General features: G+C 43.6%; 20 protein-coding genes. 12 read left to right on the forward strand and 8 right to left on the reverse strand.

Annotated features, from left to right (window positions below):
- Nucleotides 1-44: 44 nt before the first annotated feature.
- On the forward strand, nt 45-527 hold the full coding sequence (locus CBX98_RS18200) for a DUF1097 domain-containing protein (protein WP_005395520.1): 483 nt from the start codon (nt 45-47) through the stop codon (nt 525-527).
- Between the two features lie 151 nt (nt 528-678).
- Here the strand turns inward: CBX98_RS18200 and CBX98_RS18205 are convergent, their stop codons facing one another.
- Nucleotides 679-2,313, reverse strand: coding sequence for an ATP-dependent endonuclease (locus tag CBX98_RS18205; RefSeq protein ID WP_012842315.1), 1,635 nt, complete (start codon nt 2,311-2,313; stop codon nt 679-681).
- Between the two features lie 271 nt (nt 2,314-2,584).
- On the opposite strand from CBX98_RS18205, the gene CBX98_RS18210 reads away from it, so the two are divergent.
- From CBX98_RS18210 to CBX98_RS18220, 3 genes are all read left to right on the forward strand, one after another.
- Nucleotides 2,585-4,327: a bifunctional UDP-sugar hydrolase/5'-nucleotidase gene (locus tag CBX98_RS18210; protein ID WP_109169950.1), complete on the forward strand. Its 1,743-nt coding sequence runs from the start codon at nt 2,585-2,587 to the stop codon at nt 4,325-4,327.
- 626 nt (nt 4,328-4,953) lie between these two features.
- The gene (locus CBX98_RS18215; protein WP_104972573.1) at nt 4,954-5,973 is read left to right on the forward strand and encodes a TerC/Alx family metal homeostasis membrane protein; all 1,020 of its coding nucleotides are present in this window, start codon (nt 4,954-4,956) and stop codon (nt 5,971-5,973) included.
- A 278-nt stretch (nt 5,974-6,251) separates the two neighbouring features.
- Nucleotides 6,252-6,443, forward strand: a complete 192-nt coding sequence (locus tag CBX98_RS18220) for a hypothetical protein (RefSeq protein WP_005376351.1) — start codon at nt 6,252-6,254, stop codon at nt 6,441-6,443.
- Nucleotides 6,444-6,634: 191 nt separating this feature from the next.
- Here CBX98_RS18220 and CBX98_RS18225 read toward each other — a convergent pair whose 3' ends face one another.
- The 4 genes from CBX98_RS18225 to CBX98_RS18240 all read right to left on the reverse strand — a co-directional run bounded on the left by CBX98_RS18225 (nt 6,635) and on the right by CBX98_RS18240 (nt 11,500).
- Nucleotides 6,635-7,192: an alkylphosphonate utilization protein gene (locus tag CBX98_RS18225; protein ID WP_005395511.1), complete on the reverse strand. Its 558-nt coding sequence runs from the start codon at nt 7,190-7,192 to the stop codon at nt 6,635-6,637.
- A 289-nt stretch (nt 7,193-7,481) separates the two neighbouring features.
- A complete protein-coding gene (locus CBX98_RS18230) occupies nt 7,482-7,691 on the reverse strand; it encodes a YgdI/YgdR family lipoprotein (protein ID WP_109169951.1) in 210 nt (69 codons plus the stop codon).
- A gap of 135 nt (nt 7,692-7,826) precedes the next feature.
- Entirely contained in the window at nt 7,827-10,235 is a 2,409-nt protein-coding gene (locus tag CBX98_RS18235) for a VolA/Pla-1 family phospholipase (RefSeq protein ID WP_012842311.1), read from the reverse strand.
- Between the two features lie 20 nt (nt 10,236-10,255).
- The gene (locus CBX98_RS18240; RefSeq protein WP_109169952.1) at nt 10,256-11,500 is read right to left on the reverse strand and encodes an outer membrane protein transport protein; all 1,245 of its coding nucleotides are present in this window, start codon (nt 11,498-11,500) and stop codon (nt 10,256-10,258) included.
- A 423-nt stretch (nt 11,501-11,923) separates the two neighbouring features.
- Here CBX98_RS18240 and CBX98_RS18245 point away from each other — a divergent pair, with 423 nt between their 5' ends.
- Entirely contained in the window at nt 11,924-12,952 is a 1,029-nt protein-coding gene (locus CBX98_RS18245; RefSeq protein WP_047010406.1) for a site-2 protease family protein, read from the forward strand.
- 74 nt (nt 12,953-13,026) lie between these two features.
- Here the strand turns inward: CBX98_RS18245 and CBX98_RS18250 are convergent, their stop codons facing one another.
- Complete coding sequence (locus tag CBX98_RS18250; RefSeq protein ID WP_109169953.1) at nt 13,027-13,815, reverse strand: M48 family metallopeptidase; 789 nt, start codon at nt 13,813-13,815, stop codon at nt 13,027-13,029.
- 203 nt (nt 13,816-14,018) lie between these two features.
- Here CBX98_RS18250 and CBX98_RS18255 point away from each other — a divergent pair, with 203 nt between their 5' ends.
- The 5 genes from CBX98_RS18255 to cutA all read left to right on the forward strand — a co-directional run bounded on the left by CBX98_RS18255 (nt 14,019) and on the right by cutA (nt 17,064).
- The gene (locus CBX98_RS18255; RefSeq protein ID WP_012842307.1) at nt 14,019-14,453 is read left to right on the forward strand and encodes a hotdog fold thioesterase; all 435 of its coding nucleotides are present in this window, start codon (nt 14,019-14,021) and stop codon (nt 14,451-14,453) included.
- A gap of 6 nt (nt 14,454-14,459) precedes the next feature.
- On the forward strand, nt 14,460-14,693 hold the full coding sequence (locus CBX98_RS18260) for a DUF3389 domain-containing protein (protein ID WP_054867596.1): 234 nt from the start codon (nt 14,460-14,462) through the stop codon (nt 14,691-14,693).
- A gap of 79 nt (nt 14,694-14,772) precedes the next feature.
- Nucleotides 14,773-16,482 carry an SgrR family transcriptional regulator gene (locus tag CBX98_RS18265; RefSeq protein WP_109169954.1) on the forward strand — a complete coding sequence of 570 codons (1,710 nt, stop codon included), beginning with the start codon at nt 14,773-14,775 and terminating at the stop codon, nt 16,480-16,482.
- Entirely contained in the window at nt 16,466-16,717 is a 252-nt protein-coding gene (locus tag CBX98_RS18270; RefSeq protein ID WP_012842304.1) for a hypothetical protein, read from the forward strand. The genes CBX98_RS18265 and CBX98_RS18270 overlap by 17 nt, the downstream gene beginning before the upstream one ends.
- A gap of 14 nt (nt 16,718-16,731) precedes the next feature.
- Entirely contained in the window at nt 16,732-17,064 is a 333-nt protein-coding gene (gene cutA / locus CBX98_RS18275) for a divalent-cation tolerance protein CutA (RefSeq protein WP_109169955.1), read from the forward strand.
- Here cutA and CBX98_RS18280 read toward each other — a convergent pair.
- On the reverse strand, nt 17,026-17,622 hold the full coding sequence (locus tag CBX98_RS18280; RefSeq protein WP_005395495.1) for a DUF2238 domain-containing protein: 597 nt from the start codon (nt 17,620-17,622) through the stop codon (nt 17,026-17,028). The genes cutA and CBX98_RS18280 overlap by 39 nt on opposite strands.
- A gap of 242 nt (nt 17,623-17,864) precedes the next feature.
- Between CBX98_RS18280 and CBX98_RS18285 the strand changes: the two genes are divergently transcribed.
- Together CBX98_RS18285 and CBX98_RS18290 are read left to right on the forward strand one after the other, a co-directional pair.
- Nucleotides 17,865-18,704, forward strand: coding sequence for a 2OG-Fe(II) oxygenase family protein (locus CBX98_RS18285; RefSeq protein ID WP_005376329.1), 840 nt, complete (start codon nt 17,865-17,867; stop codon nt 18,702-18,704).
- Between the two features lie 191 nt (nt 18,705-18,895).
- Nucleotides 18,896-19,516 carry a DNA-J related domain-containing protein gene (locus CBX98_RS18290; RefSeq protein WP_109169956.1) on the forward strand — a complete coding sequence of 207 codons (621 nt, stop codon included), beginning with the start codon at nt 18,896-18,898 and terminating at the stop codon, nt 19,514-19,516.
- An 82-nt stretch (nt 19,517-19,598) separates the two neighbouring features.
- Here the strand turns inward: CBX98_RS18290 and CBX98_RS18295 are convergent, their stop codons facing one another.
- On the reverse strand, nt 19,599-21,254 hold the full coding sequence (locus tag CBX98_RS18295; RefSeq protein WP_109169957.1) for an ABC-ATPase domain-containing protein: 1,656 nt from the start codon (nt 21,252-21,254) through the stop codon (nt 19,599-19,601).
- Between the last annotated feature and the right edge of the window lie 9 nt (nt 21,255-21,263).

Genomic DNA, 21,263 nt, shown 5'->3' on the forward strand with positions numbered 1-21,263 from the left:
TTGAGCCATATGGGTACGATAATAGCCAAGCAGGTACGACTACCATGACGACACTTTTAGCTATCTCTATCACTACTGGAATTTTATCTGGCGTATGGGGTTGGATCGCCATTTCTTTAGGTTTGCTTTCTTGGGCTGGTTTTTTAGGTTGCACGAGCTACTTTGCTGCGCCAACTAGCGGATTGAAAGGACTTGGTATCAGCTTAATCACTAATATGACGGGTGTATTCTGGGCAATGGTAATTATCCACGGTTCAACTTACGTTGGTTTGGAAATTATCGGTTATGTGATTACCGCTATTGTGGCATTTTTCATGTGTATTCAAGCGAAACAGGCTTGGCTCGCGTACATTCCAGGCACTTTTATTGGTTCCTGCGCAACATTTGCCGCTGATGGAAACTGGCAACTTGTCATTCCATCTTTGCTGCTAGGTGGTGTGTTTGGTTATCTAATGAAAGCGACTGGACTTTGGTTGCATACGAAATCAAGCACTACTTCTTCTACGCTTGCTGAGCAAGCACAGTAGTGAACCCCCGATCTTATTTGTATCCACTGTGTATTGAGTTTTATCCCTCTCAATACCTTTAATCAAAATTAATGATGTTTGATACAAGCACACCAATTTGGTGTGCTTTTTTTGTATTACAAGACAAAGTGTGAGTGTGAAATACTCTAACTCATGTATTGCCGTTTGCCATGGTGACAACGCGCTTAAGTGTCCAACGCAGAAGTACAGGAATGCATTCCATACCTCTCTCTTCACAGTGAGATACAATGGCCAAAGCTAAGTCCGGTTTTGCATGCTTTTTCAAAACACGGTTGACGACTTTTTTAGCTGGGATAGGGTGATCATGAGGAACTTTGATGATGTCCTTAAAGAAAAGTTCAAACCCATGATTATATAGAAAATGTTCGATATCTCGATCAGGTAACTCTGTAAGTCTATGCCTTTCCTGATCATGATCGAGTTGCGCTCTCACGGCATGCGCGTACTTTTTACCTGCCGGGTCACCATCGGTAACAACATGCCAGTCGATACCGAACTCTTTTGCTACTTTGATCAGTGACTTCAGTCCTGACTGTGCAAATTCAACGATTTGAACTCCTTCCGCAGCTAAGTCATATCCACATTGACGAGCCAATTCATGAAATAACCAAACTTCAGTTTCGCCTTCTACGAGCAACCAACACCGTGCAAACAAAGCCCCAGAGCGATGAAAACGAATGTGGAAACCAATTCGGCGTAACTCATCTCTACCAAACTTGGCAGAGTTTAAGCTCTTGGCAATGGTTCGGTCTGACAAGCGAATCAAACGTCGGATTGAATAAAGTGGAACCGAGCCAAGTAACGTACCGCTGTTGGTAGTTAAAATCTTTTGCATTGGCAACAACTGCAATAATGACCACGCTCTAGCGAGATGAGTCGGGTGTAGTCGGCCTTCCGGGTCTTCGATGATCAGTATCGGTCTTGCGCAGCGTCTTAAATCGGTAGGGCCTTTTGCTTGAAGGTAAGCATTGAGAAGCCCCATTAAAAGCAAGCGGCTTTGTTTGTCATTTGTTTCCTTAAGGAATTGACTTAATCCTTTATCAGAGGAAGGGCTTGTATAAAAAAGACCATCACGAGGTTTTCGTGGGTTACCTTTGCTGACGCTGCGGAACGCAAAATAGTGTTCGACAAGTGTTTGCATTGAATCGAGACTACTGCGAATCTCACCCTTGTTTACGTGCCCAGGCATCGCCAATAGCCGTCGGCAGGTGTTGTTGATTCGTTTTTCTATCCGAGCATTTTTGCTGTCGCCGTTGACGTGGTTTAAATCTGGGAAGCGTCGGGAGTCTCGTAGGCGGATAACAGGGTGAAGAGTCATCAACTCTACGGCGAGTTTCTCAGAGTGGTGCAGTTTCTTCGGCTTGCCGTTATGATCCAAAAACGCGTATTCAGTTTTAATATCATACTCGTCGCGAGACGCACTAATTCGATAGTAAATGACCTGCTCACCATCTTCGTTTGTGCACCATGCAGGTTTTATCCGTCGATAACGCCCAGCTTTTACTTCGTTCTTGTCTTGTGCTTTAAAGCAAACAATGATCTGCAAGTGTTGGGTTTGTGGATGAGAAATTGAATAATCAACGTGAAAATCTTTTAATTCGAATTGATACAATGAGCCATTAGCAGGTAGCGCGATAGAAAGGGCATCGAGCAATGATGATTTGCCCCACGTGTTCTCACCGATGAGCGTAGTGAGTTCGTCAAAAGAGAGTGAAAGGCGTTTGATGCCTCTAAACCCGGAGATTTCGATGCGTTCTAGTCTCATCTCAATCCTCCTTGCAATTATTTGAATTATAGAGAGTTATTTTGCTACTCCTAAGCATATATTAATTCGAAATATTGGAGTTAAGCTCAGTTCACAAAATTACGAGAGCCCCTTACTGAATAGAGACCGCAACAAGCGACGCTTGCTTTCAAAAGTAGTGTAGATAGCATCGTGATCACTTAAACATGAAATCAAAAAATCACAGTTTCATAAAATTCATGATTCTGTCATGATTCACTTCTTATTATTATAAGGAATGAAAAGAGAGAAGATGAAGATGAATAACAATCATAAGCCAGTGAGAATCAAACTGGCACACATCAATGACACACATTCCTACTTTGAGCCAACGTCATTACAGTTAAAGCTTAAGATCAACAATGAACTCACGCTAGAGCCATACGTGAGTGCTGGCGGGTTTTCTCGCATCGCAACCCGAGTAGAGCAGCTACGAGACGACGCTCAACGTCAAGGGCATGGGATGTTATTTCTCCATGCTGGAGACTGTTTCCAAGGCACACTTTATTTCTCATTATTTAAAGGTAAAGCCAACGCCGATCTGTTGAATGCGTTAAAGATTGATGCGATGGCGTTAGGCAACCATGAATTGGATATGGGTAATGAACCTGTTGCCTTATTCTGTCAACGCACTCAGTTTCCATTGCTTGCTGGTAACTGGGATCTATCAAATGAATCGCTTCAAAAGCCTCACCGAGTCAGCGATAGCAACAATGTGTATAGCTATCAAACGGAGACACAAAGCGCACAATACATCGTCAAAGAGTTTCATGGAGAGCAGGTTGCGATTTTCGGATTATCCATTGATAAAATGAGCGATATCGCGAACCCAGATGCAGATACGCCATTTAAGTCTGCAATTGAAACCGCTAAGGCGACCGTAAAACAAATTCACTACTCTGGTATTAAAAATATCATTCTTCTGAGCCACTTAGGTTATGAAGGCGATTTAGAGTTGGCTGAACAAGTTGAGGGGATTGGTATTATTGTTGGTGGACATAGCCACCGACTGCAAGGCGATTTCTCATCAATAGGTTTAGGGCAAGATGACCCTTATGGTGTCAAAGTAAAAGATACCTACGTTGTGCAAGCGGGCTTTCATGCTTTGACCATGGGGCACTGCGTCATTGAATTTGATGAAAACGGCAAAGCAACCATGCTGAGTGGTCAAAATGAACTGTTACTTGGCCGACGTATTTTTTGGGACTCGACACTAAATCAACAGCTTGACCAAGGCGTATTCGAAACCGCGTGTGACTTTATCCATGGTCAACCTAATGTGGTGGTCTGTAAGAAACACCCGGAGACTCAAGCAATCCTAAGTGATAAATACATCCCTCGGGTAAGGCAGTTACAGTCACAAGTCATTGCCAGTATTGACACCAAAAAGCGTCATGTGCGAATCCCAGATGAGTTTGGTGAGAGCGAGCTGGCTTCTTCTGTTGCTCGTTCATTTTTGTACAGCCTAAATAAACGCGGGCATGAGGTTCAATTTGCGATTCATAATGCGGGTGGCGTGCGAACATCATTGAATCCTGGCAACATCACAGTGGCAGATATTGCCGGACGATTGTTGCCTTTTGCCGTTCCGATCGGCTTTTACGACGTAAAAGGCAGTGCTATTCGCCGAGCACTTGAAGGCGCCATAAACAATGCACTCAACAATGATGTGGAAGGTACTGGCTCTGGCAGTTATCCATACACTTACAATTTAAACTTTGAGTACCGAGCTGATGCCCCTAAAGGTGAAAGAATTCAGTCATTAGCAATTTTTGATGGTCAACAATGGGTCGACGTTCAAGACGACACCTGGTATCGAGGCACTTCCTCCGCTTATACCATGAAAGGGAAAGAAGGTTACGATGCGCTACTGGAGATGAAAGGCGAGGGGCGCGTAACTAACTTATCTATGGCAGACTGTTTTATTGAACTTCTGACCGATGAGCCAAACTGTTTGAATCAAAGTCACAAACTTTATACACAGCAACACAGGTAGTAGATATTGGTATCGATTTTGCTGTCTTTCAATTGCTACATGCGATGATGAGGGTGGCAGTATGTGGAATAAAGATTGGACAGATACGGCAGTGGTGGTTGCTTGGGTCGCAATTTGGTCAACGTTAGTTTATTTTGTACCTTTGAGCGGCTTTTGAATTGCTAATAACACGGAAGTTAGGAAAGGAGCAGTTATGCTCCTTTTTTGTGTCTATGTTCTCAAAGACAACGCTCTGACTCCTAAATGTATCATCTTGAGTCACTTGCTGAGCTTTACATCTAATAACAAAAGTTCACGTGGTTGAACCAATTCCTTTGTTTTTATATTTCTTTCTGATTTTTAATAAGAATTTTATTTCGATTGGACAAAGTTTTTTTGTTGGAAAGCGTTACATTCGGCGTTATCATTGCGGCGTTTGGGGAGTAGTTAGCGCAAGTTTACTTATCGTCATCTCGTTAAGCATCAGCTTATCCGGTAAGTAAAGGTGTTGCGTGATTCATCCACGCCGACACTTCAACGAGACCAACGCATTCATTGACTGGCAGCACATGATTACTATGTGACTGCTTGTTGTTATTGTCTGCGGAAGGTCACCAAACTCATGTCCTTCCGCCATGGGAGGAAGCATGTCTCTTATCGAAAGTACCACCCAATTGAGCCAATCGGCACCACTTCAAGAATCATTATCGATGTATGGTGCTTTTGGTCTTTTTACGCTTGTTCTTGTTACGCTTGATATCTATCAAACGCGTGGTGGCGTTATAACGATGAAAAAAGCCATCCTTTGGAGTGTTTTCTGGTTCTTACTTGCCTTTGTTTTTGCAGGTTCTATCTATTTATTCTGGGACTTTTACGCACCGCACAGCACTTATACGAACGATAAAGCAACGGTTTCATTCTTAACAGGCTACTTACTAGAGAAGTCGCTAAGCGTGGATAACTTGTTTGTGTTTGCCATCATCTTTGCACAATACAGTGTGCCGGAGCATTTGCGTCCGCGAGCGCTGCTTTGGGGCGTGATTGGTGCGTTAGTTCTACGGGCTATCATGATTGCGGTTGGTGCTCAGTTACTTGCGCAGTACCACTGGGTATTGTACCTTTTTGCCGCATTCCTTATTTGGACAGGTATTAAGCTTGCTCGCGACAAAGGTGAAGCAGAAGAGGTTAACCCATATCCTGAGCAGTTTATTCGCAAAATATTGCCAGTTACGGATGATTACCAAGGGAATCACTTAATCTTAAAGCAAGCTGGTAAGTGGGTGGCAACACCAATGCTGATCGTAGTCGGTGTAATTGCAGTGATGGATGTAATGTTTGCACTGGATTCTATACCTGCCATATTCGCGGTAACACGAGAGCCATTTTTAGTCTTAGCCGCGAACGTGTTTGCACTGTTGGGTTTGCGATCTTTGTACTTTGTTCTGCAAGCGATGTTAGACAAGTTTGTGTACTTAAAACCAGCATTATCGGTGATCATGATGTTTATCGGTGTAAAGATGTTATTGGTGGGAACAGAGTATGAGATTCCGACAACGTGGTCACTCACATTCTTAATCGTTGTGATGACATCAGCAGTTGTGGCATCGCTCCTCAAAAATAAGTCGAACAGTCGCTCTAGCGTTAAAATTACTAATCAAAAAATATAAGTAAAGCGCTAAAAATAAAATAAATAACGAAACTTAATGTTAAGAATATGTTGTTAGTTGAGATAGCTTTATGCAGGTAACGTTAAGTTATTCAACATAATTAGACAGTTTATGACTATTTATGCTGTTATTATTCATTTGTATTTTTGATGTTTGTAATGGACTTGTTTTATTAGATAATCTAATTCGAATAGGTAAAATTTGTCATTTCTTAAACAATAAGAAACTGACTAATATACAATCAACAAAACAGACTACTGCTTTAAAGAGAGGCAATCATGGCACAAGCAATGCAAATGACAAATGTAGCTTTACCAACCTCTATGGATAAGAAAACCTACGCGGTTAACTTCAAAGGACTGATTGCTCACTTACTAGACATTCTATTCGTAGATAATACTGCACCACGCAGTTACTATGCGGAAGATTTGTCAGCTCACATTCAAAAAGATATCGGTATGTACCGTTAATCTTGAAATAATGAATGAAAATACCGGCTTATAAGCCGGTATTTTTTTAGCTGCTCAAACGCGAATAACGGAGCTAGAACTCTATACAGAGTCAATACCGGAGTAGAGGAGCTTATTCCAAATTGGTGTTCATTAGAAATGAAAACGGGGCACTAATAGTGCCCCGTTTTGACTTGTAGAGTAATACGATATTACTTCTTACGGCAGTATTCTGCGATCACGTACATTGACTGACCGCCATTTGCCTTGCCCGAAACTAGTTTCGGATCATCACCAAGGCTGATACCACGGATCACTGTGCCTTGTTTGATTACTTGGTTAGTGCCTTTAACTGGTAGGTCTTTGATTACCGTTACATCGTCACCTTTCTTAAGTTCAGTGCCGTTGCAATCCAGCGTTTTGTCATCATCAGACATCCCCTTCATCGCCCAGTTCATTTGCTCTTCTTCCATGTACATCATGTCAAGAGCATCTTGAGCCCAGCTTTCAGAGTTTAGGCGAGTGAGTTGGCGCCATGCTGTCACTTGTACTGCAGGAACCTGGCTCCACATGCTTTCGTTTAGACAACGCCAGTGGTTAATGTCTTTTGGCTCATCGATCTCACCCAGACACTTATCACAAACCATGATAGCAGTATCAACGGTCACGTTACCGTGAGGTGGGACAGCGTATGCTGTTAGTTGAGATTCAGAAGAACACAGTTCACATTTTGACTCGCAGCGCGCAAGCAGAGTAGCTTCAATAGACATAAGGACTCACCTTAGTAATGTTATTTTGTGGCGGTATTATCCACTTTATCCTGAGAAATAAAAGGGTGTTAGCGAATTAAAGCCGAGATTTTACAATATTCCAACCTGATTAGGGTGAAGATGTAAAATATTCGCTAAACAAATAATACCTGTATATAAGAAAATGCATTGATTGCTTTGGGTGATGAATTGGTTGCTTCATTTATTGAGGAAGTTAGAAGTTCGTTGTGAGTATTAACTGCGCTCAGAAGTGTGGGTAGGGCCCTCTAAAAATATAGAGGGCATATTGCTAGCGCTCTATAATCTGCACAATTTGATCTTTTGAAATGCTCATTTCTTTCCCATCCATGTCTTCATACTCGTACATACCCGTTTCTTCGTTAAGGTCTGGTTTTCCGTAAGAAGTAATAATTTTCCCTTCATTTGTCGACATAAGATATTGGCTACTTCCGCATGCAGCAAGAAGTAAAGCAGTGACCATTATAGTGAATATGCGCATAGAGTTTTCCTTTCAAACAAGTAAGTTAGGTACGACACCGATTTAACTATAGCAAAGGATATACGGGACGGTTTTTTATGATAGAGAACGAAAAAGCCCAGTCGAAACTGGGCTTTGGTAAGAGAGATGATACGATTACTTCAGAACGGAAGTATTAGTCACACCCGTTAAAGTGTCATCCATTAAGAAGTCAGTGTTTTCCATTTGCATCTCAACGTGATGGTCAATATCAGAAAGTGTGCCATTTGGAGAAACAAACGTAATGTGCGATGCAGTAGCGTTATACTGCACAAAGCTTGCCATTGGAGACACGGCTGTATTAGCACTGTTTACGGTCGTTAAACCTAGCTTAGCTGCTAGAGGCTCAGTCCCGGCAAACGGTGCATTTGGAACGCTGTTTGGTACATTGCCATCGCCATCAACCTCGGTCATCAGGAATGGTGTTGTTAGTGAACCAGAAGCAACTAAATCTGACGCGTTTGTGAACGGGTCTACGGTATCTAGCGTGGTTTGTGCCGCGTAGATAAACTGCGAGAAGCCAGCTTCTAGTGTTGCTAACTGAGTTTCTGTTGCTGCGGCCTCAAAAGCTTCGTAACACGTTTTATCTTCCAATTGTGTACATGACGCATCTGCATAACTCGCGTAGTCTGCAGACGCAGCATATGCTAAGTTATGCCTGATCTGAGCGCCATAGGCTTCTGAACCTAGTAACAAATTGCCGATTTGGCCACCAGAGTTCTGTACAGAAGCAGAGCTAAATGTGTAAAGTGCATCTGCGTTGGGGCTACCTAGCGTGTTATTTGCTGCTGCCACGGCAGATGTAGCCACAATACCGCCAAGTGAATGACCTAACATTTTGACTTTAGAACCCGTCATTGGGTTAAAGCCTTGTAGAGGCCCTTCTGCCAACAGACCACCTTGCGCCGATACCACTAAGCTCGCGCGTAAACCCAATACATCCAGTACACTTTGGCGTAGGTTATCACGAGCGATTGCCAAGTTAGAAAGATTTAGATACGCCAAGATATTAGCATTAGCTGAACGTTGCTCATCTAAGCTACGTGTGCCGTGAATAGGTAAGTCGATAGCAATAACAGCCACACCTGCTTTCACCATATTAAACGCGAAGGCATATGAATCTTCTTTTGCAGAAGTGATGCCGTGTTGATAAATCACAACGTCGGTCGCGACACCAGATTTAGGTGTGAAGACAAGTACTTCGACATCTTCTACCGATTTAACAACTGGAACTGGGGAGTAGCGAGTCACAATACGTTCACTGTCGAGTTGGGTACCATCGCTTAATGTGAGTTTAGCACCCACCAGTTTTAGCTGCTCTGTAGGATCGGTTGCAAGCTTTGTCACGTCAACAGGGTTATTTGCGAAAACGCCAGTTGATAGCTGCTGAACCATGTTCGCTTGCTCGTTCGGATCCGCCAGTGCTGCGCTTAGCTTCGCTAGGCTTGGCATCGCAGATACCATTGGCTGCATGTTCCAGTTTGCCCCTTTTTCTAGATAATGAGGCAGTCTGACTACACCTTGAGTCACATTTACATCGGCACCTGACTTCGCATAAAGGCCTTTAATTGCCGTTTTAGCTGCGTCTAGGTCACTAACGTACTTACTGAAGTCATCGTCAGAGTCTAGCGCAGTGCTAAAGTCTTGTGTTGCACCAAGTGTCATTGTATAGGCTGTTGATAAATCTACTGAACCTTCGTTCGCATCGTTTTTGTAAACGGCGTTTAGTGTATTTGCACCCGTTGAGAAACCGGTTGCGGTTACACCTTTAACCGCCGCCAAAGTATCACCTACAGACTGAGTGCTGAACCAGGAGGAGTAAACGATGTCGTCAGGGTTAACTTGAGCTAGACCAAAAATGCCTTCCACCGCTTGTGTCACCGCTTGAATAGAAGCAAGAGCACCAGTTTCATAAACGATTTCTTTCGATTTACCTGTCGCGTAACTGGCTGATGTACCGATTGGCTCACCATTCACGTCAGTAACATCTTGTGTTACTGCAAAAATGTACTCGCTTGACTCATCAAGCGCATCCATGAACTGGATATATAGAGAGTTGCCTTTTGCTTGAACAACGTAGTCTTGGTTCTGAACGAGAACTTCTTCGATTGGGTTAGACTTACCATCCCACTCGGTCAAACGTTGATTAATCTTGATGACTTTAATACCAGACGGCAGCATACCCGTTGCAAAACCATCGCCTTTAAAGTTCAGAACGATTGGCATAGACGTTGACCATCCATCCATCGTATTCATCGAGGCTCTAGGGTTGGTTAAGGCATCATCACCGTCAGTTGGCAGACCAAGCGTGCCATCTGTTGTGTCCATTAATAAGTAAGAGGGCGCAGGTACATCCGCATTCGCCCCTTGAAGCGTAAAGCTGATAGATGTTCCACGGTCGAGCAGTGCTTGGACTTCATCTTCAAATTGAACTTTGTCGGAAGTACCAGAGCTTGATGTATTATCACCACAACCAGCAAGAAGGATTGCAGAACAAAGCATTGATAATTTAAACGTGTGTTTCATTGGTTTACTCCGTAATCCCATTATTTGAAGGTGTAGTTCATCTGTACCGCGCTGATGTAAGCAGTACCTTCAGAGTCGAACTTGATCTCTTCATCCTGAGCATTTGTCTCGGTGAAAGAGCCTGATTTACTCTTAACAAGTGCAAAGCCTGCATCGAAAGTTAAATTCTCATTCATTGCGTAAGTTAGGCCCGCGCTGTACCAAAAACGGTCACTGTCAGGGATGCTCAATGTGGCTTCACCTGCTTGTTCGTCGTATGCAAAGCCCGCACGGAATGTCCAATCCGCATTGAGGGTGTAAGTGGCACCAATAGAATAACGATTGTTGTCTTCGTATTTCTCTGGTTTGTAGAAACATTGACCAGCAGTTCCATCATTACATTGAGGACTCGTCGCTTTCAGTTCTTTAAATGTGCTCCAATCGGTCTGTTGCCAGCCGTAATGTACTGCCCATTGTTCATTCAGTTGATGGAAAGCCGATAATTCGATAATTGAAGGGAGAGAGATTTTTAAACGGCCATCCACTTTTGGTGATGGAGCTCGGCCTGAGTCGTAACTACTAAACTCACCGTCGTCAAAATCTAGATCAACTTTAGAACGGTAACCAAAGCCAAAACGGTTGTTTTCATTTAGCTCGTACAAAGCGCCAATATTCCAACCCCAAGCAAAAGTTTCGCCTTCCATGCCGACAAGGTTATCGGACTTATTACCACCTAAAATACGGGCGAGTGCGCCTTTGTGACGAGTCAGCTCCGCTTCCGCGTACACTAGGTTGATACCGCCACCGACACTGAAAGAATCGTTAATACGGTAAGCAACATTAGGATTAATGTTTACTGAAAGTAGGGAAGTGTCACCTGCCATGTCACCCGCAGAAATATCATCTGGATAATCAGTAGCAACACCGTATGTGGTGAACATACCGATACCCCAAGCCCAGTTATCGTTGATAGGGCTGATGTAATAACCCGCTGGCACGACTTGTAAAGGGGCAACATCTTTTGCATGTTCTTTGTTAACCGTGTCATACACATCGACTTCAGGATCGATGATAGACAACGCGCCCGAGAATTGAGCTTCTTTGAAAAGCGTCATCGCTGCAGGGTTTCGTGCAAGAACGCTGGCATTGTCTGCGACCGCTCCTTCACCTGAAAATGCTCGACCAAGACCAGATGCTGAATGCTCAGCTACCTGGAAGCCCGCTGAATGGGCATTACACGCAAACAATATTGAAATTGTAAGCAGAGAGCAGTGCTTCTTGTTCATCCTTGACCCTCCTAGGGTGTCATAGTGTTGGACCGAAGTCCTTGTAATTGTTGTGTGATACTTACACCAGTTGTTAATACGTGAAATACAACCGTGATGTAAATGTAATGTTAATTGTATGTTTAATAACTTGTCAAAGTTTGAGCGTATTTTGCGTTTTAAATATGATGCATAGGTCAAACGGTGATTCGTAAGGGCATGTATTATCGTTATATTTTTTAAGAGAATGGTACGACCAGAATTGTTTTACGGGCTTTATGGTTAAATGGCATTCAAACCAAGAGATAGCGGGCTTTGCCGTTTCTGTACTTAGCAGGCATAATTCGCGCCTCGCTTTGTTGTTATTCAATAGACGCAATAGGAATCGTGTTGGAATTACTGAATGTTGAATTTTTAGGTCGTTCGTTAAGGCTCGAAGGATCGATGGCTGGTTGGCAGCAGTTATACTGGGATAACACCTTGGTGTCCCAAATAGATGCCAGTGATAATGTTGCAGACACTTGTCTTCACCAGTTTAGACTCTCTGCAGGGGAGGAAGTCCTGGTATGCCATTTGGAGTGTTCATTAACATGGCAACCGTTTGAATTGAGTTACAAGGTCACAATTAACGATGAGCTTATTAGCGAAGGTTGCCGAAATGAAAAAGACATCGAACGCCAAGTACCAGAAGTTGAGCCGCCAACGGAAAAGCGTTTAAGTGTGATAGGGCTAGTATCGCTTGGAATGAAAGCACTCAAGAGTGCGAAAGTCATCAAAGTGGCGCTAGCATCTGCAAGTCTTGCTGCATATTCTTGGCTATTTTCTATCGAGTTCGCGTTAGCTTTGATCGCTTGTTTAGTTTTCCATGAGTATGGCCATATTAGAGCGATGAAGTACTTTGGAATGAAGACCAAGGGCATCTATTTGATTCCATTTCTTGGCGGTTTAGCGCTGAGTGATGAAAAGATCAACACACGCTGGCAAGATGTGGTTATCTCGATTATGGGACCATTTTTTGGTTTAGTTCTTAGCATCGCGTTTACTTTGCTTTATTGGATGACTGGAGAGGTGCTCTTCGCTGGCCTAGCAGTGTTTAACGCGTTACTAAACCTGTTTAATCTGTTGCCTATTCTGCCACTAGATGGTGGTCATGTACTCAAAAGCATTACCTTCTCGATGAACACTTGGGTTGGATTAGTCGGCAGTATAGCAGCAGCCTTGTTGGGTATTTTTATCAGCTATTCTTTCGGGCTGACGTTGCTAGGGTTTTTATTGTTAATGGGGATGCTAGAAGTGGTCATGGAATGGAGAGGTCGACATCATAGTCATTTATTGCCGTTAACCCGTTACGGACAACTCTTCTCACTTGCTTGGTACTTGGTTTCTGTCGGTGGTTTTGTCGCTATCATTTGGTATTTTGCTACCCTTGGAGATAGCCTATTGAGCTTGCCACTACAGATACTGGGTACTTAAACTATTCCTTATACCCATTAAAAAAGCTCCTTAGGGAGCTTTTTTTGCGAAAAATAGACACTGGTAGCAGAAGTTTAGCCACATTTTGGCGCTTTCGTGTTATACGCAGGCAACTTATTTATGGTTGCTTGTAAATCTTTAATACGCGTACTGTGCGATGGGTGAGTTGAGAAGAATTCAGGCGGTTGAGAACCGCCGGATGCAGCACTCATATTTTTCCATAAATCGACACTTTGACGTGGGTCGAAGCCTGCTTTTGCCATAAACTCAAGCCCGACAATATCAGCCTCGGATTCCTGTGTACGACCGTATGGTAAAATAACACCGTATTGGACACCGATACCAAGTGCCGCCATCGTCATTTGCTGATACTGTTTGTACTCGGAAGCTCCTATAGCAACGTTTGCCAGAGACAATCCCGCATTTGCTAACTGGCTTTGTGAAAGGCGTTCATTACTGTGGTCAGCAAGGACGTGAGCCACTTCGTGACCAATGACTGTTGCCAACTGATCTTGGTTTTTCGCGACACCTAAAAGCCCTGTGTAAACGCCGATCTTCCCACCAGGTAGGGCAAACGCATTGACTTGTTCACTATCAAAAACAACCACCTCCCAATCTTTAAATCCAGCTTGCGCAGGGATGGTGTCAGTGATGTGTTTGGCAACGCATTGTACGTAGGCATTCGTTTTGCGATCTTTGCTGATTGGGATATCTTTCTTCATTTGTTCGAAAGATTTGGCGCCAAGCGATGACATTTCTTGATCTGAAAACATCAGGATCTGATTACGGCCGGTCGGTGATGCGCTACATGCCGTTAAGCCCGCGATAGTTAAAAGAGCAGAGGCTTTCATCCATACCTTCATAATAGGCTCCATCTAAATTATTTTTGTTTTGAAGCAATAGTATATACCCAAATAGTAACATGATGCATGGATCAAATTATTCATCAACTGGCAAAGAGGCCAAGATGTTACATCTTGAAGTTAGACTTAAGTAAAGTCTATGCTAGCTCTCTAATAAATCGTTACAATCCGACAAACCAATTTGTGAAATTAAGAGTAAAACAATGAGTATATGGAAAAAGCCCGTTAGCATAGAGATTCTGAATGCTACATCAAAAAATACCCTGATCGAGCATCTACAAATTGAATACACAGATTTCACGGATGACTCCCTTACAGCAACCATGCCTGTATGTAGTTTTACTCATCAACCTTTAGGAATGCTTCATGGTGGCGCTTCTGTTGTACTCGCAGAAACATTAGGCTCTTTAGCTGCAAATTTCTCTGTTGATGAGGGGAGTTACTGTGTCGGTTTGGATATCAACGCGAACCATGTACGTGCAATGCGAAGTGGTCATGTGATTGGTACGGCAAAACCCGTACACCTTGGCGTTTCAACACAAGTGTGGCAAATCGACATAACTGATGAACGAGGCCGATTAGTGTGTACCAGTCGCTTAACTATCGCAGTGAAGCAACATAAAACGAAGTCGGTATAAAGCAAGATGGTGATTGAGTTTTCATTAGGAAAAATCATTGCTACCCAGCGTGAAATCGTGATTAAGCTCTCCGGCAGTGCAATGGTAACCTTACAAGCGCAAACCGATTCTATCCAGTTACTGGGTAGAGGAGCGAACGTTGTTTTATCTCATGGTGCAGAGTGTAAATGGTCTATCAAGCTGGATAATGAGGAACAACTTGTCGGTCTTGCACGAGAAATTGGCATCGATATTCAATAATTTACTGCGTGACGTTTGCACTTTTTGATAAAAATGAGGAAACTTAGCTTATCATCAATAAGATAAGAATTTCCTCTTTATGAGTAGCCCTCGTTTACGTGTTCAGTTCGAAACACTGTTTGAAAAATTCGCCGGTCACGATACGGACGTTCAGCTAGAAGACATTACCGAAGCGCTGTTTTGTACACGTCGCAATGCCCGTATTGTTCTCAATAAATTAGAAGAGGAGGGCTGGATTGAATGGCATCCAGCGGCGGGTCGAGGAAAGCTCTCAAAACTCGTTTTCAAACGTAACCGTAGCGATGTCAGTGAAAACCTCGCCAGACGTTATCTCGACGAAGGGAAAATTGGCCAGGCTCTAGATGCGCTTGATAACGACGCGGCTCGATTAACGCAGGTTATTCAGGGTTATTTAGGGCTTCAGCATCGACAGGGCGAGCAGGTGGTACGTTTGCCTTATTATCGACCATTGGCGATGTTAAACCCACAGAAACCGATGCGGCGTTCTGAACAGCACATCGCCCGACAAATTTTTAGCGGGCTCACTCGTCTTGATGAAAATGAACAACTTCAGCCAGATTTAGCCCACACATGGGAAGCCATTTCTGATACACACTGGCGTTTTTATCTTCGTCGTGGGGTGCGTTTTCATAATGGTGAACCGTTATCAACCAGTTGTGTACTTGAAAGTGTGCTTGCACTAAGTAGCCTGAACCTGTTTTCTCATATAAAAAAGGTATCTTCACCACAGGAATGGACCGTCGATATTGAACTCGTCCGTCCTGATCGCTACCTGCCTTTGGCGCTGAGTGAGTCGCAAGCAAAAATTTTGCTACCAAGCGCTTTGCGTTCAGAAAACTTCGATAGACAACCAATAGGGACTGGGCCGTTCCAAGTTAAAATGAATGATGATAAGCGTCTCATTTTGACTGCTTTTGATGGCTACTTTGGCTTTCGTCCCTTGCTGGACCAAGTTGAGGTGTGGGTAATTGATGAAGCGTACTCTTCAATGGTCTATCCAAGCTTGTCTAAGCCAAAGATGGATAAACAAGGTTCATCTGATGAGGTCGAGCTTGATCCTGGCTGTACATTTCTATTACTAAACAAAAACACCGGGATTGCAAAAGACCCACGCTGGGCAGAATTTCTATCACAAACTCTCAACAGTCACCAGATTTACGCGCATGTTCCTCAAGATAAAGTGATGGAATTGGGTGTATTGCAAGCCTTTGGCCTTAAGCCAGGTTGGATTGATCTTAGGCCAGCAGAGGCGGGCAGCGTGCCGCAGGCTGATAAGGTGATTTCCGTAGCGTATCAGAAAAAGCATCCGATGTTTCCAGTAGTTGCCAAGGCTATCAAGACACTCTTAAAACCGCACGGTATAGAGGTCGAGTTTATTCGTTATGATTCTCAACCGCCCGCACCGGAGGAAGTGGATATTTGGGTGAAAGCCATGGGTATTGCAACGAATCGAAATGACGCGTTGGCTGGCTGGCTTCTGGATTACAGTGATATTGAGAAATTCAGTTCTGGTTACGATTTTAGCGAATGGGCGAAGCTCGTTGATCAGTGGCGTGCTGGTGTTTATCCAGACTTCCCTGCACGTGAGTTAGGACGTCAGTTGGTAAAAAGTTGTCAGGTGATTCCGATGTTTCACTGCTGGTTGGGTGTCAATAAAGACCACAGCGGCGCCTTACAAAATGCAAAGTGTAATGCCTTAGGTTGGTTTGACTTTAATAACGTATGGGTAAAACCTGATATAAAAATGAATCATGGCGAAACCGAATAAGAAACAGCCGACGAAAACCGTCGATATCTATTGCTCAAAGTGTAAAACTCAACTATTCAAGTACCGTAAAGGCGGAAAAGGCGCACTGGTCAAGTGCTTCAAAGAGCGCATTGTTGACGATTTCACACAAACCCCATGCACCTGTCCCAGTTGCGGGCAAGAGTTTGCAAGAGATACCCTAGTGAGAGGAACGCCCGCTTACAAAATGATTGGCGGCAAAGTGACAATGAAATAATGAAGGGCTAGAAAATGAGTATAAAATATGACTACTGCATGGTGTTAAGCACAACCAGCAACGAAAAAAATCGAGATCAGATCATTAAAGGTTTGCTAGATGCCCAATTAGCCGCGTGTATTCAAACGATGCCTATTGAAAGTCACTATGTGTGGAAAGGGGAGATTTGTACTGACAACGAATGGTTGCTGGTGATCAAAACTCGCCGAGAGCTCTATGAATTGGTGGAAGAGAAAATAGAAAACCTGCACGAATATGAAGTAGCACAGATCGTACAGGTTCCAATTGTTGATGGGTTTAACCCTTATTTAGAGTGGCTGAGAGAATCGACGCTGAGCCGACATTAAAAATAGCGACAACGCTGCACCAACGGTGTCGCACAACATATCTTTCTGGGCGTCCCATATGTCACCTTGCGAGCCCAGAAAGGCGATTCCTTCATCGCCGCCAGCCAATTCTGCATACCACCATTCGATAATCTCATAGCCTGCTGCAAGCGACATGATCGCAAACAAAGCAAACCAGCAAGAGAACGTTTTGTTGAACTTGTTCTTGTGTATCAAGTATTCAGCTATCGGATACGCATAAAGACCAATCGAAAAGTGCGCAACGCGATCAAAGTTGTTTCTATCTGAACCAATCATGTCGTTAAACCAGTCAAATGGTACTTCGGAAAACGTATATTTCGCTCCGATAGTGTGCAAACAGAGCCAGATGAACATTAAAAAGTAAGCCGTATTACTGAATTGATAGCGAATCGAGATTGCCCAAATAGCAACAAGAATACCAATTGCTGGGATAATCTCCGCAAACCAAACGGCACGTGAGTTAGGTTCTAACGCAGAAAATAAAAACACGATGGCATAAAAAATCGTCAATCCTAAGAGTGTCGAGGTGCTTTTCATAGAGTTACTTGATCCTTCAATTTATCTTACAGTGGGACTCCATAGACTTGGGTAATGATTACACTTAATTGAACGGTGTGCAATTGTTATTTTGATGGTGTTTTTGATCACTGAAAATGTTGATTTATTGCCAAACTGCTCAACATTAAAACGTTTGCGCGTGCACTTTTCATTAAAGTTTGATTTACAACATGCCCATCCATAGAATCCGTGATTCAGTCTAATAAAAAAGAAGTAAAGCCATGAAACTGGAAACTGTCGATTATCTTGCTGACGATGCTGCTCAACAGTTCGTTACCTCTCTGCGCGAAACTGGGTTTGGTGTGTTGAAAAACCACCCGATTCCACAAGAGCTTGTAGAGTCAATTTACAAAAACTGGCATGAGTTTTTCTGTTCAGATCAAAAGAATGATTTTCACTTTAACGTAGACACCCAAGATGGCTACTTCCCACCTTCTGTGTCTGAAGTAGCGAAAGGGCACAAAGTGAAAGACATCAAAGAGTACTTTCATGTTTACCCTTGGGGTCAGATCCCAGAGCAGCTTAAAGCTGAAATCTTAGAGTACTATGAGCGGGCGAATGCATTTGCTCAGGAGCTATTAGGCTGGGTTGAAGCGTACGCACCTAAGGACGTTCAAGAGAAGTTCTCTATCGCGTTGTCAGAAATGATCAATAACAGCGACAAAACATTACTACGCGTTCTTCACTACCCACCGATGACAGGCGAAGAAGAGCCTGGCGCTATTCGTGCTGCTGCGCATGAAGACATTAACCTGCTAACGGTTCTGCCAGCCGCTAACGAGCCGGGGCTGCAAGTAAAGAGCAAAGAAGGTGATTGGATTGATGTACCCTGTGACTTTGGTAACTTAATCATCAACATTGGTGATATGCTTCAAGAAGCGTCGGGCGGTTACTTTCCTTCAACGACTCATCGTGTAATCAATCCAACGGGTGGACGTCAAGAAAAGTCGCGTATCTCATTGCCGTTGTTCTTGCATCCAAAACCAGAAGTAGTTTTGTCTGAGCGCTACACCGCACATAGCTACCTTATGGAACGTTTACGTGAACTAGGGGTTATTTAACCTTTACGTGATCTCCTTACAAAGGCCGATGGTTGATGACTATCGGCCTTTTGTTGTTTATGGTACAAAATGATACCCACGCTTAATTCGGTGCCACAGAAATTGGGCCTGAAACACGCGTCAGCAAGCATTTTTACCAGTACAGTTCTGAGATTAGAGTGATGCTTCAATATTAAAAACAGAGAGGATGAATGGAAGGACAACGCACGGTCAGTAGTATTGAGACTCACGCAATAGAAAACCCGTTGCTTTGGCCAATGCTAGAAATTCTTAGAAAGCAGCCTTCCGATTGGAAAGTTCACACCTTAGCAAGCAAGTTGAGTGAACAGGGCTACATTTCGAAGTTGGATGATTCTCCTGATAAGGATTTATTCAAACGAAATTTCTTAATCATGAACGCGCTATACCAACTGCAAGAAACGCTTTACCCAGATGCCTGGCTGCAAGTTGAAGCGATGAATATCCAGCTGATGTCTTCGTTAGAAGCTTCGAGGCATATCGTTGATATTAACGACCCTTTGCGTGAATATTATCTGGATTGGCGCAACTACGAAGCGGACGAAGATGAAGTGCGTCGATTGTTGAATGAATTTTGGACCACTTATCAAAAATTCATTGGTGGTTCGTCTACAGTCAGTGTGGATAAAACAAAAGCACTCTCACTGTTTGAGCTTACCCCTGATGCAACACCCGCAGAAATTAGAAAGCAGTGGCGAAAACTCGCGCTTCGTTGGCACCCAGATAGAGAGAATGGTGATGCAGAAAGGTTTAGAATTCTTTGCGAAGCGTGGAATGTACTGAGAAACGAATGATTCGGTATGAATAAAGATAAAGGAAGGCAGCTAACTATTAGCTGCCTTTTTTCATTGGATTGTCTCAATCAGCGTATCAAAACTAGCATGAAGGCTTAAACTGAGATTTTCTCATGCGGTTAAGCGCAGCCATTACGTCTAGTGTGCGTGGTTTGGCTAAGTCCCCTTGCTTAGGGAGCGATGCATGCCACTCACCAGACAGCATTTCTTCAATTTCCTTCGCTGGATGATTACACCAGCCTGGAAGCTGAGCGATTTGGAACCATAACCAGCCAATCGTGTTGACTTCATCTGCGGACTCAATCTGTTCCAAAGCGCTAAGGTCAGTAAACTCTTTGCCAAATCGAAGTGACTCTTTGCCTTTCGCATTCACACGGAATTTACCGTCAGTGAGAATATTCATCAAAGCAACGCGATTCAGGGCGCGAGGCGGGAAGGTTTGTAAACGTTCTTCCGATTCGTTATGACGTTGAGTAGGGTGCTGAGCGATCACTTCTTTCGCTTTTTCTGTCACATCAACCGCTTGGTAGTCGTGCATCTGAATGACTGTGTCGGCAACGTCTAAGTAGTCGCCTGAACCACCCATAACGATAATGGTAGAGATATCGAGATCATCTCGCAATTGACCAATGCGATCGACAAGAGGGGTAATTGGTTCATCACCTTTTGCCACCAATGCCTGCATACGTTCATCTCGAATCATGAAGTTCGTCGCAGAGGTGTCTTCATCAATTAATAACGTGCTCGCACCCGATTCAATAGACTCTTGAAGCCAAGCGGCTTGTGATGTTGAGCCTGATGCATCTTGAGTCGAAAAGTCCGCTGTATCTTTACCCATTGGCAAATGGTTGATGTAATTCGACAGGTTCAAATGATGCACGCATCGACCATCTTCGGCGCGGATCTTCATTGCCTTTTCATCAGCTACGATGTATTCACGACCATCTCCTGGAATATGGTCGTAAATCGAACGCTCAATCGCATTCAGTAAGGTAGATTTACCGTGGAAACCGCCACCAACGATTAGCGTAATGCCCTTTGGAATCCCTAATCCCGTGACATGGCCTCTGTTTGGCGCATGTAAAGTCACTTGCAGCGATTCAGGGGCTTTGAACTCAACCGCCTCTTTCATTGGGAGATCACAGTTGCCAGCAATTCGAGGGAGAATGCTGCCATTTGCGACAAACGCAACTAGGTTATTGGCTTCCAACTGTGCACGCAGGGCATCTTGGTCTTCAACAACTTGGCAATGCTCAATCAATGCTGCTTTGTCGAGTTCACGTTCTAAGGTCGCTCGACGGATAAACTTAGGCAAATGGAAAGTCAGTATGTTGTTGGCTTTTTTCCCCAACACTGAACGACCTTCAGCAGGCAAGTTAACTCGAAAACGCAGTTCAATACCTTCCTCGGTAAACAATACTGCGGTGCTATCCAACACAGTTTGGCCATTCAATGAAATGGATACGGAGTTTTCTTGTTTAGCAAACTGCTCAAAACTGCGCGCAATAAAATCACGTGCTGCTCGTTGAAAAGCAGGGGACTCGTCTTTTAACCATTCCAGACCAGTCAAGGACCAGGCGCGAGTTGCACGAAAACGTGACGCGGAAGCATACGGATCTCCTTGTACGTGATCGATGAACAAAGTGAAATCAGTGAAGTCGTATTGACCTTTTATTTGCTGATAAGCGCGGTAGTTCTGCTTTTCAATTTTCTTAAGCGTGGCAGTCAACTGATCCATGAAGATATT

Origin of the sequence: Vibrio sp. T9 (assembly GCF_003123985.1) — a bacterium.
Lineage (GTDB): Bacteria > Pseudomonadota > Gammaproteobacteria > Enterobacterales > Vibrionaceae > Vibrio > Vibrio diabolicus.

Excerpts from the sequence above, each read along its gene's own strand:
- CBX98_RS18200 (WP_005395520.1), top strand. The coding sequence starts at position 45 with ATGACGACACTTTTAGCTATCTCTATCACTACTGGAATTTTATCTGGC.
- CBX98_RS18205 (WP_012842315.1), bottom strand. The coding sequence starts at position 2,313 with ATGAGACTAGAACGCATCGAAATCTCCGGGTTTAGAGGCATCAAACGC.
- CBX98_RS18210 (WP_109169950.1), top strand. The coding sequence starts at position 2,585 with ATGAAGATGAATAACAATCATAAGCCAGTGAGAATCAAACTGGCACAC.
- CBX98_RS18215 (WP_104972573.1), top strand. The coding sequence starts at position 4,954 with ATGTCTCTTATCGAAAGTACCACCCAATTGAGCCAATCGGCACCACTT.
- CBX98_RS18220 (WP_005376351.1), top strand. The coding sequence starts at position 6,252 with ATGGCACAAGCAATGCAAATGACAAATGTAGCTTTACCAACCTCTATG.
- CBX98_RS18225 (WP_005395511.1), bottom strand. The coding sequence starts at position 7,192 with ATGTCTATTGAAGCTACTCTGCTTGCGCGCTGCGAGTCAAAATGTGAA.
- CBX98_RS18230 (WP_109169951.1), bottom strand. The coding sequence starts at position 7,691 with ATGCGCATATTCACTATAATGGTCACTGCTTTACTTCTTGCTGCATGC.
- CBX98_RS18235 (WP_012842311.1), bottom strand. The coding sequence starts at position 10,235 with ATGAAACACACGTTTAAATTATCAATGCTTTGTTCTGCAATCCTTCTT.
- CBX98_RS18240 (WP_109169952.1), bottom strand. The coding sequence starts at position 11,500 with ATGAACAAGAAGCACTGCTCTCTGCTTACAATTTCAATATTGTTTGCG.
- CBX98_RS18245 (WP_047010406.1), top strand. The coding sequence starts at position 11,924 with ATGGCTGGTTGGCAGCAGTTATACTGGGATAACACCTTGGTGTCCCAA.
- CBX98_RS18250 (WP_109169953.1), bottom strand. The coding sequence starts at position 13,815 with ATGAAGGTATGGATGAAAGCCTCTGCTCTTTTAACTATCGCGGGCTTA.
- CBX98_RS18255 (WP_012842307.1), top strand. The coding sequence starts at position 14,019 with ATGAGTATATGGAAAAAGCCCGTTAGCATAGAGATTCTGAATGCTACA.
- CBX98_RS18260 (WP_054867596.1), top strand. The coding sequence starts at position 14,460 with ATGGTGATTGAGTTTTCATTAGGAAAAATCATTGCTACCCAGCGTGAA.
- CBX98_RS18265 (WP_109169954.1), top strand. The coding sequence starts at position 14,773 with ATGAGTAGCCCTCGTTTACGTGTTCAGTTCGAAACACTGTTTGAAAAA.
- CBX98_RS18270 (WP_012842304.1), top strand. The coding sequence starts at position 16,466 with ATGGCGAAACCGAATAAGAAACAGCCGACGAAAACCGTCGATATCTAT.
- cutA (WP_109169955.1), top strand. The coding sequence starts at position 16,732 with ATGAGTATAAAATATGACTACTGCATGGTGTTAAGCACAACCAGCAAC.
- CBX98_RS18280 (WP_005395495.1), bottom strand. The coding sequence starts at position 17,622 with ATGAAAAGCACCTCGACACTCTTAGGATTGACGATTTTTTATGCCATC.
- CBX98_RS18285 (WP_005376329.1), top strand. The coding sequence starts at position 17,865 with ATGAAACTGGAAACTGTCGATTATCTTGCTGACGATGCTGCTCAACAG.
- CBX98_RS18290 (WP_109169956.1), top strand. The coding sequence starts at position 18,896 with ATGGAAGGACAACGCACGGTCAGTAGTATTGAGACTCACGCAATAGAA.
- CBX98_RS18295 (WP_109169957.1), bottom strand. The coding sequence starts at position 21,254 with ATGGATCAGTTGACTGCCACGCTTAAGAAAATTGAAAAGCAGAACTAC.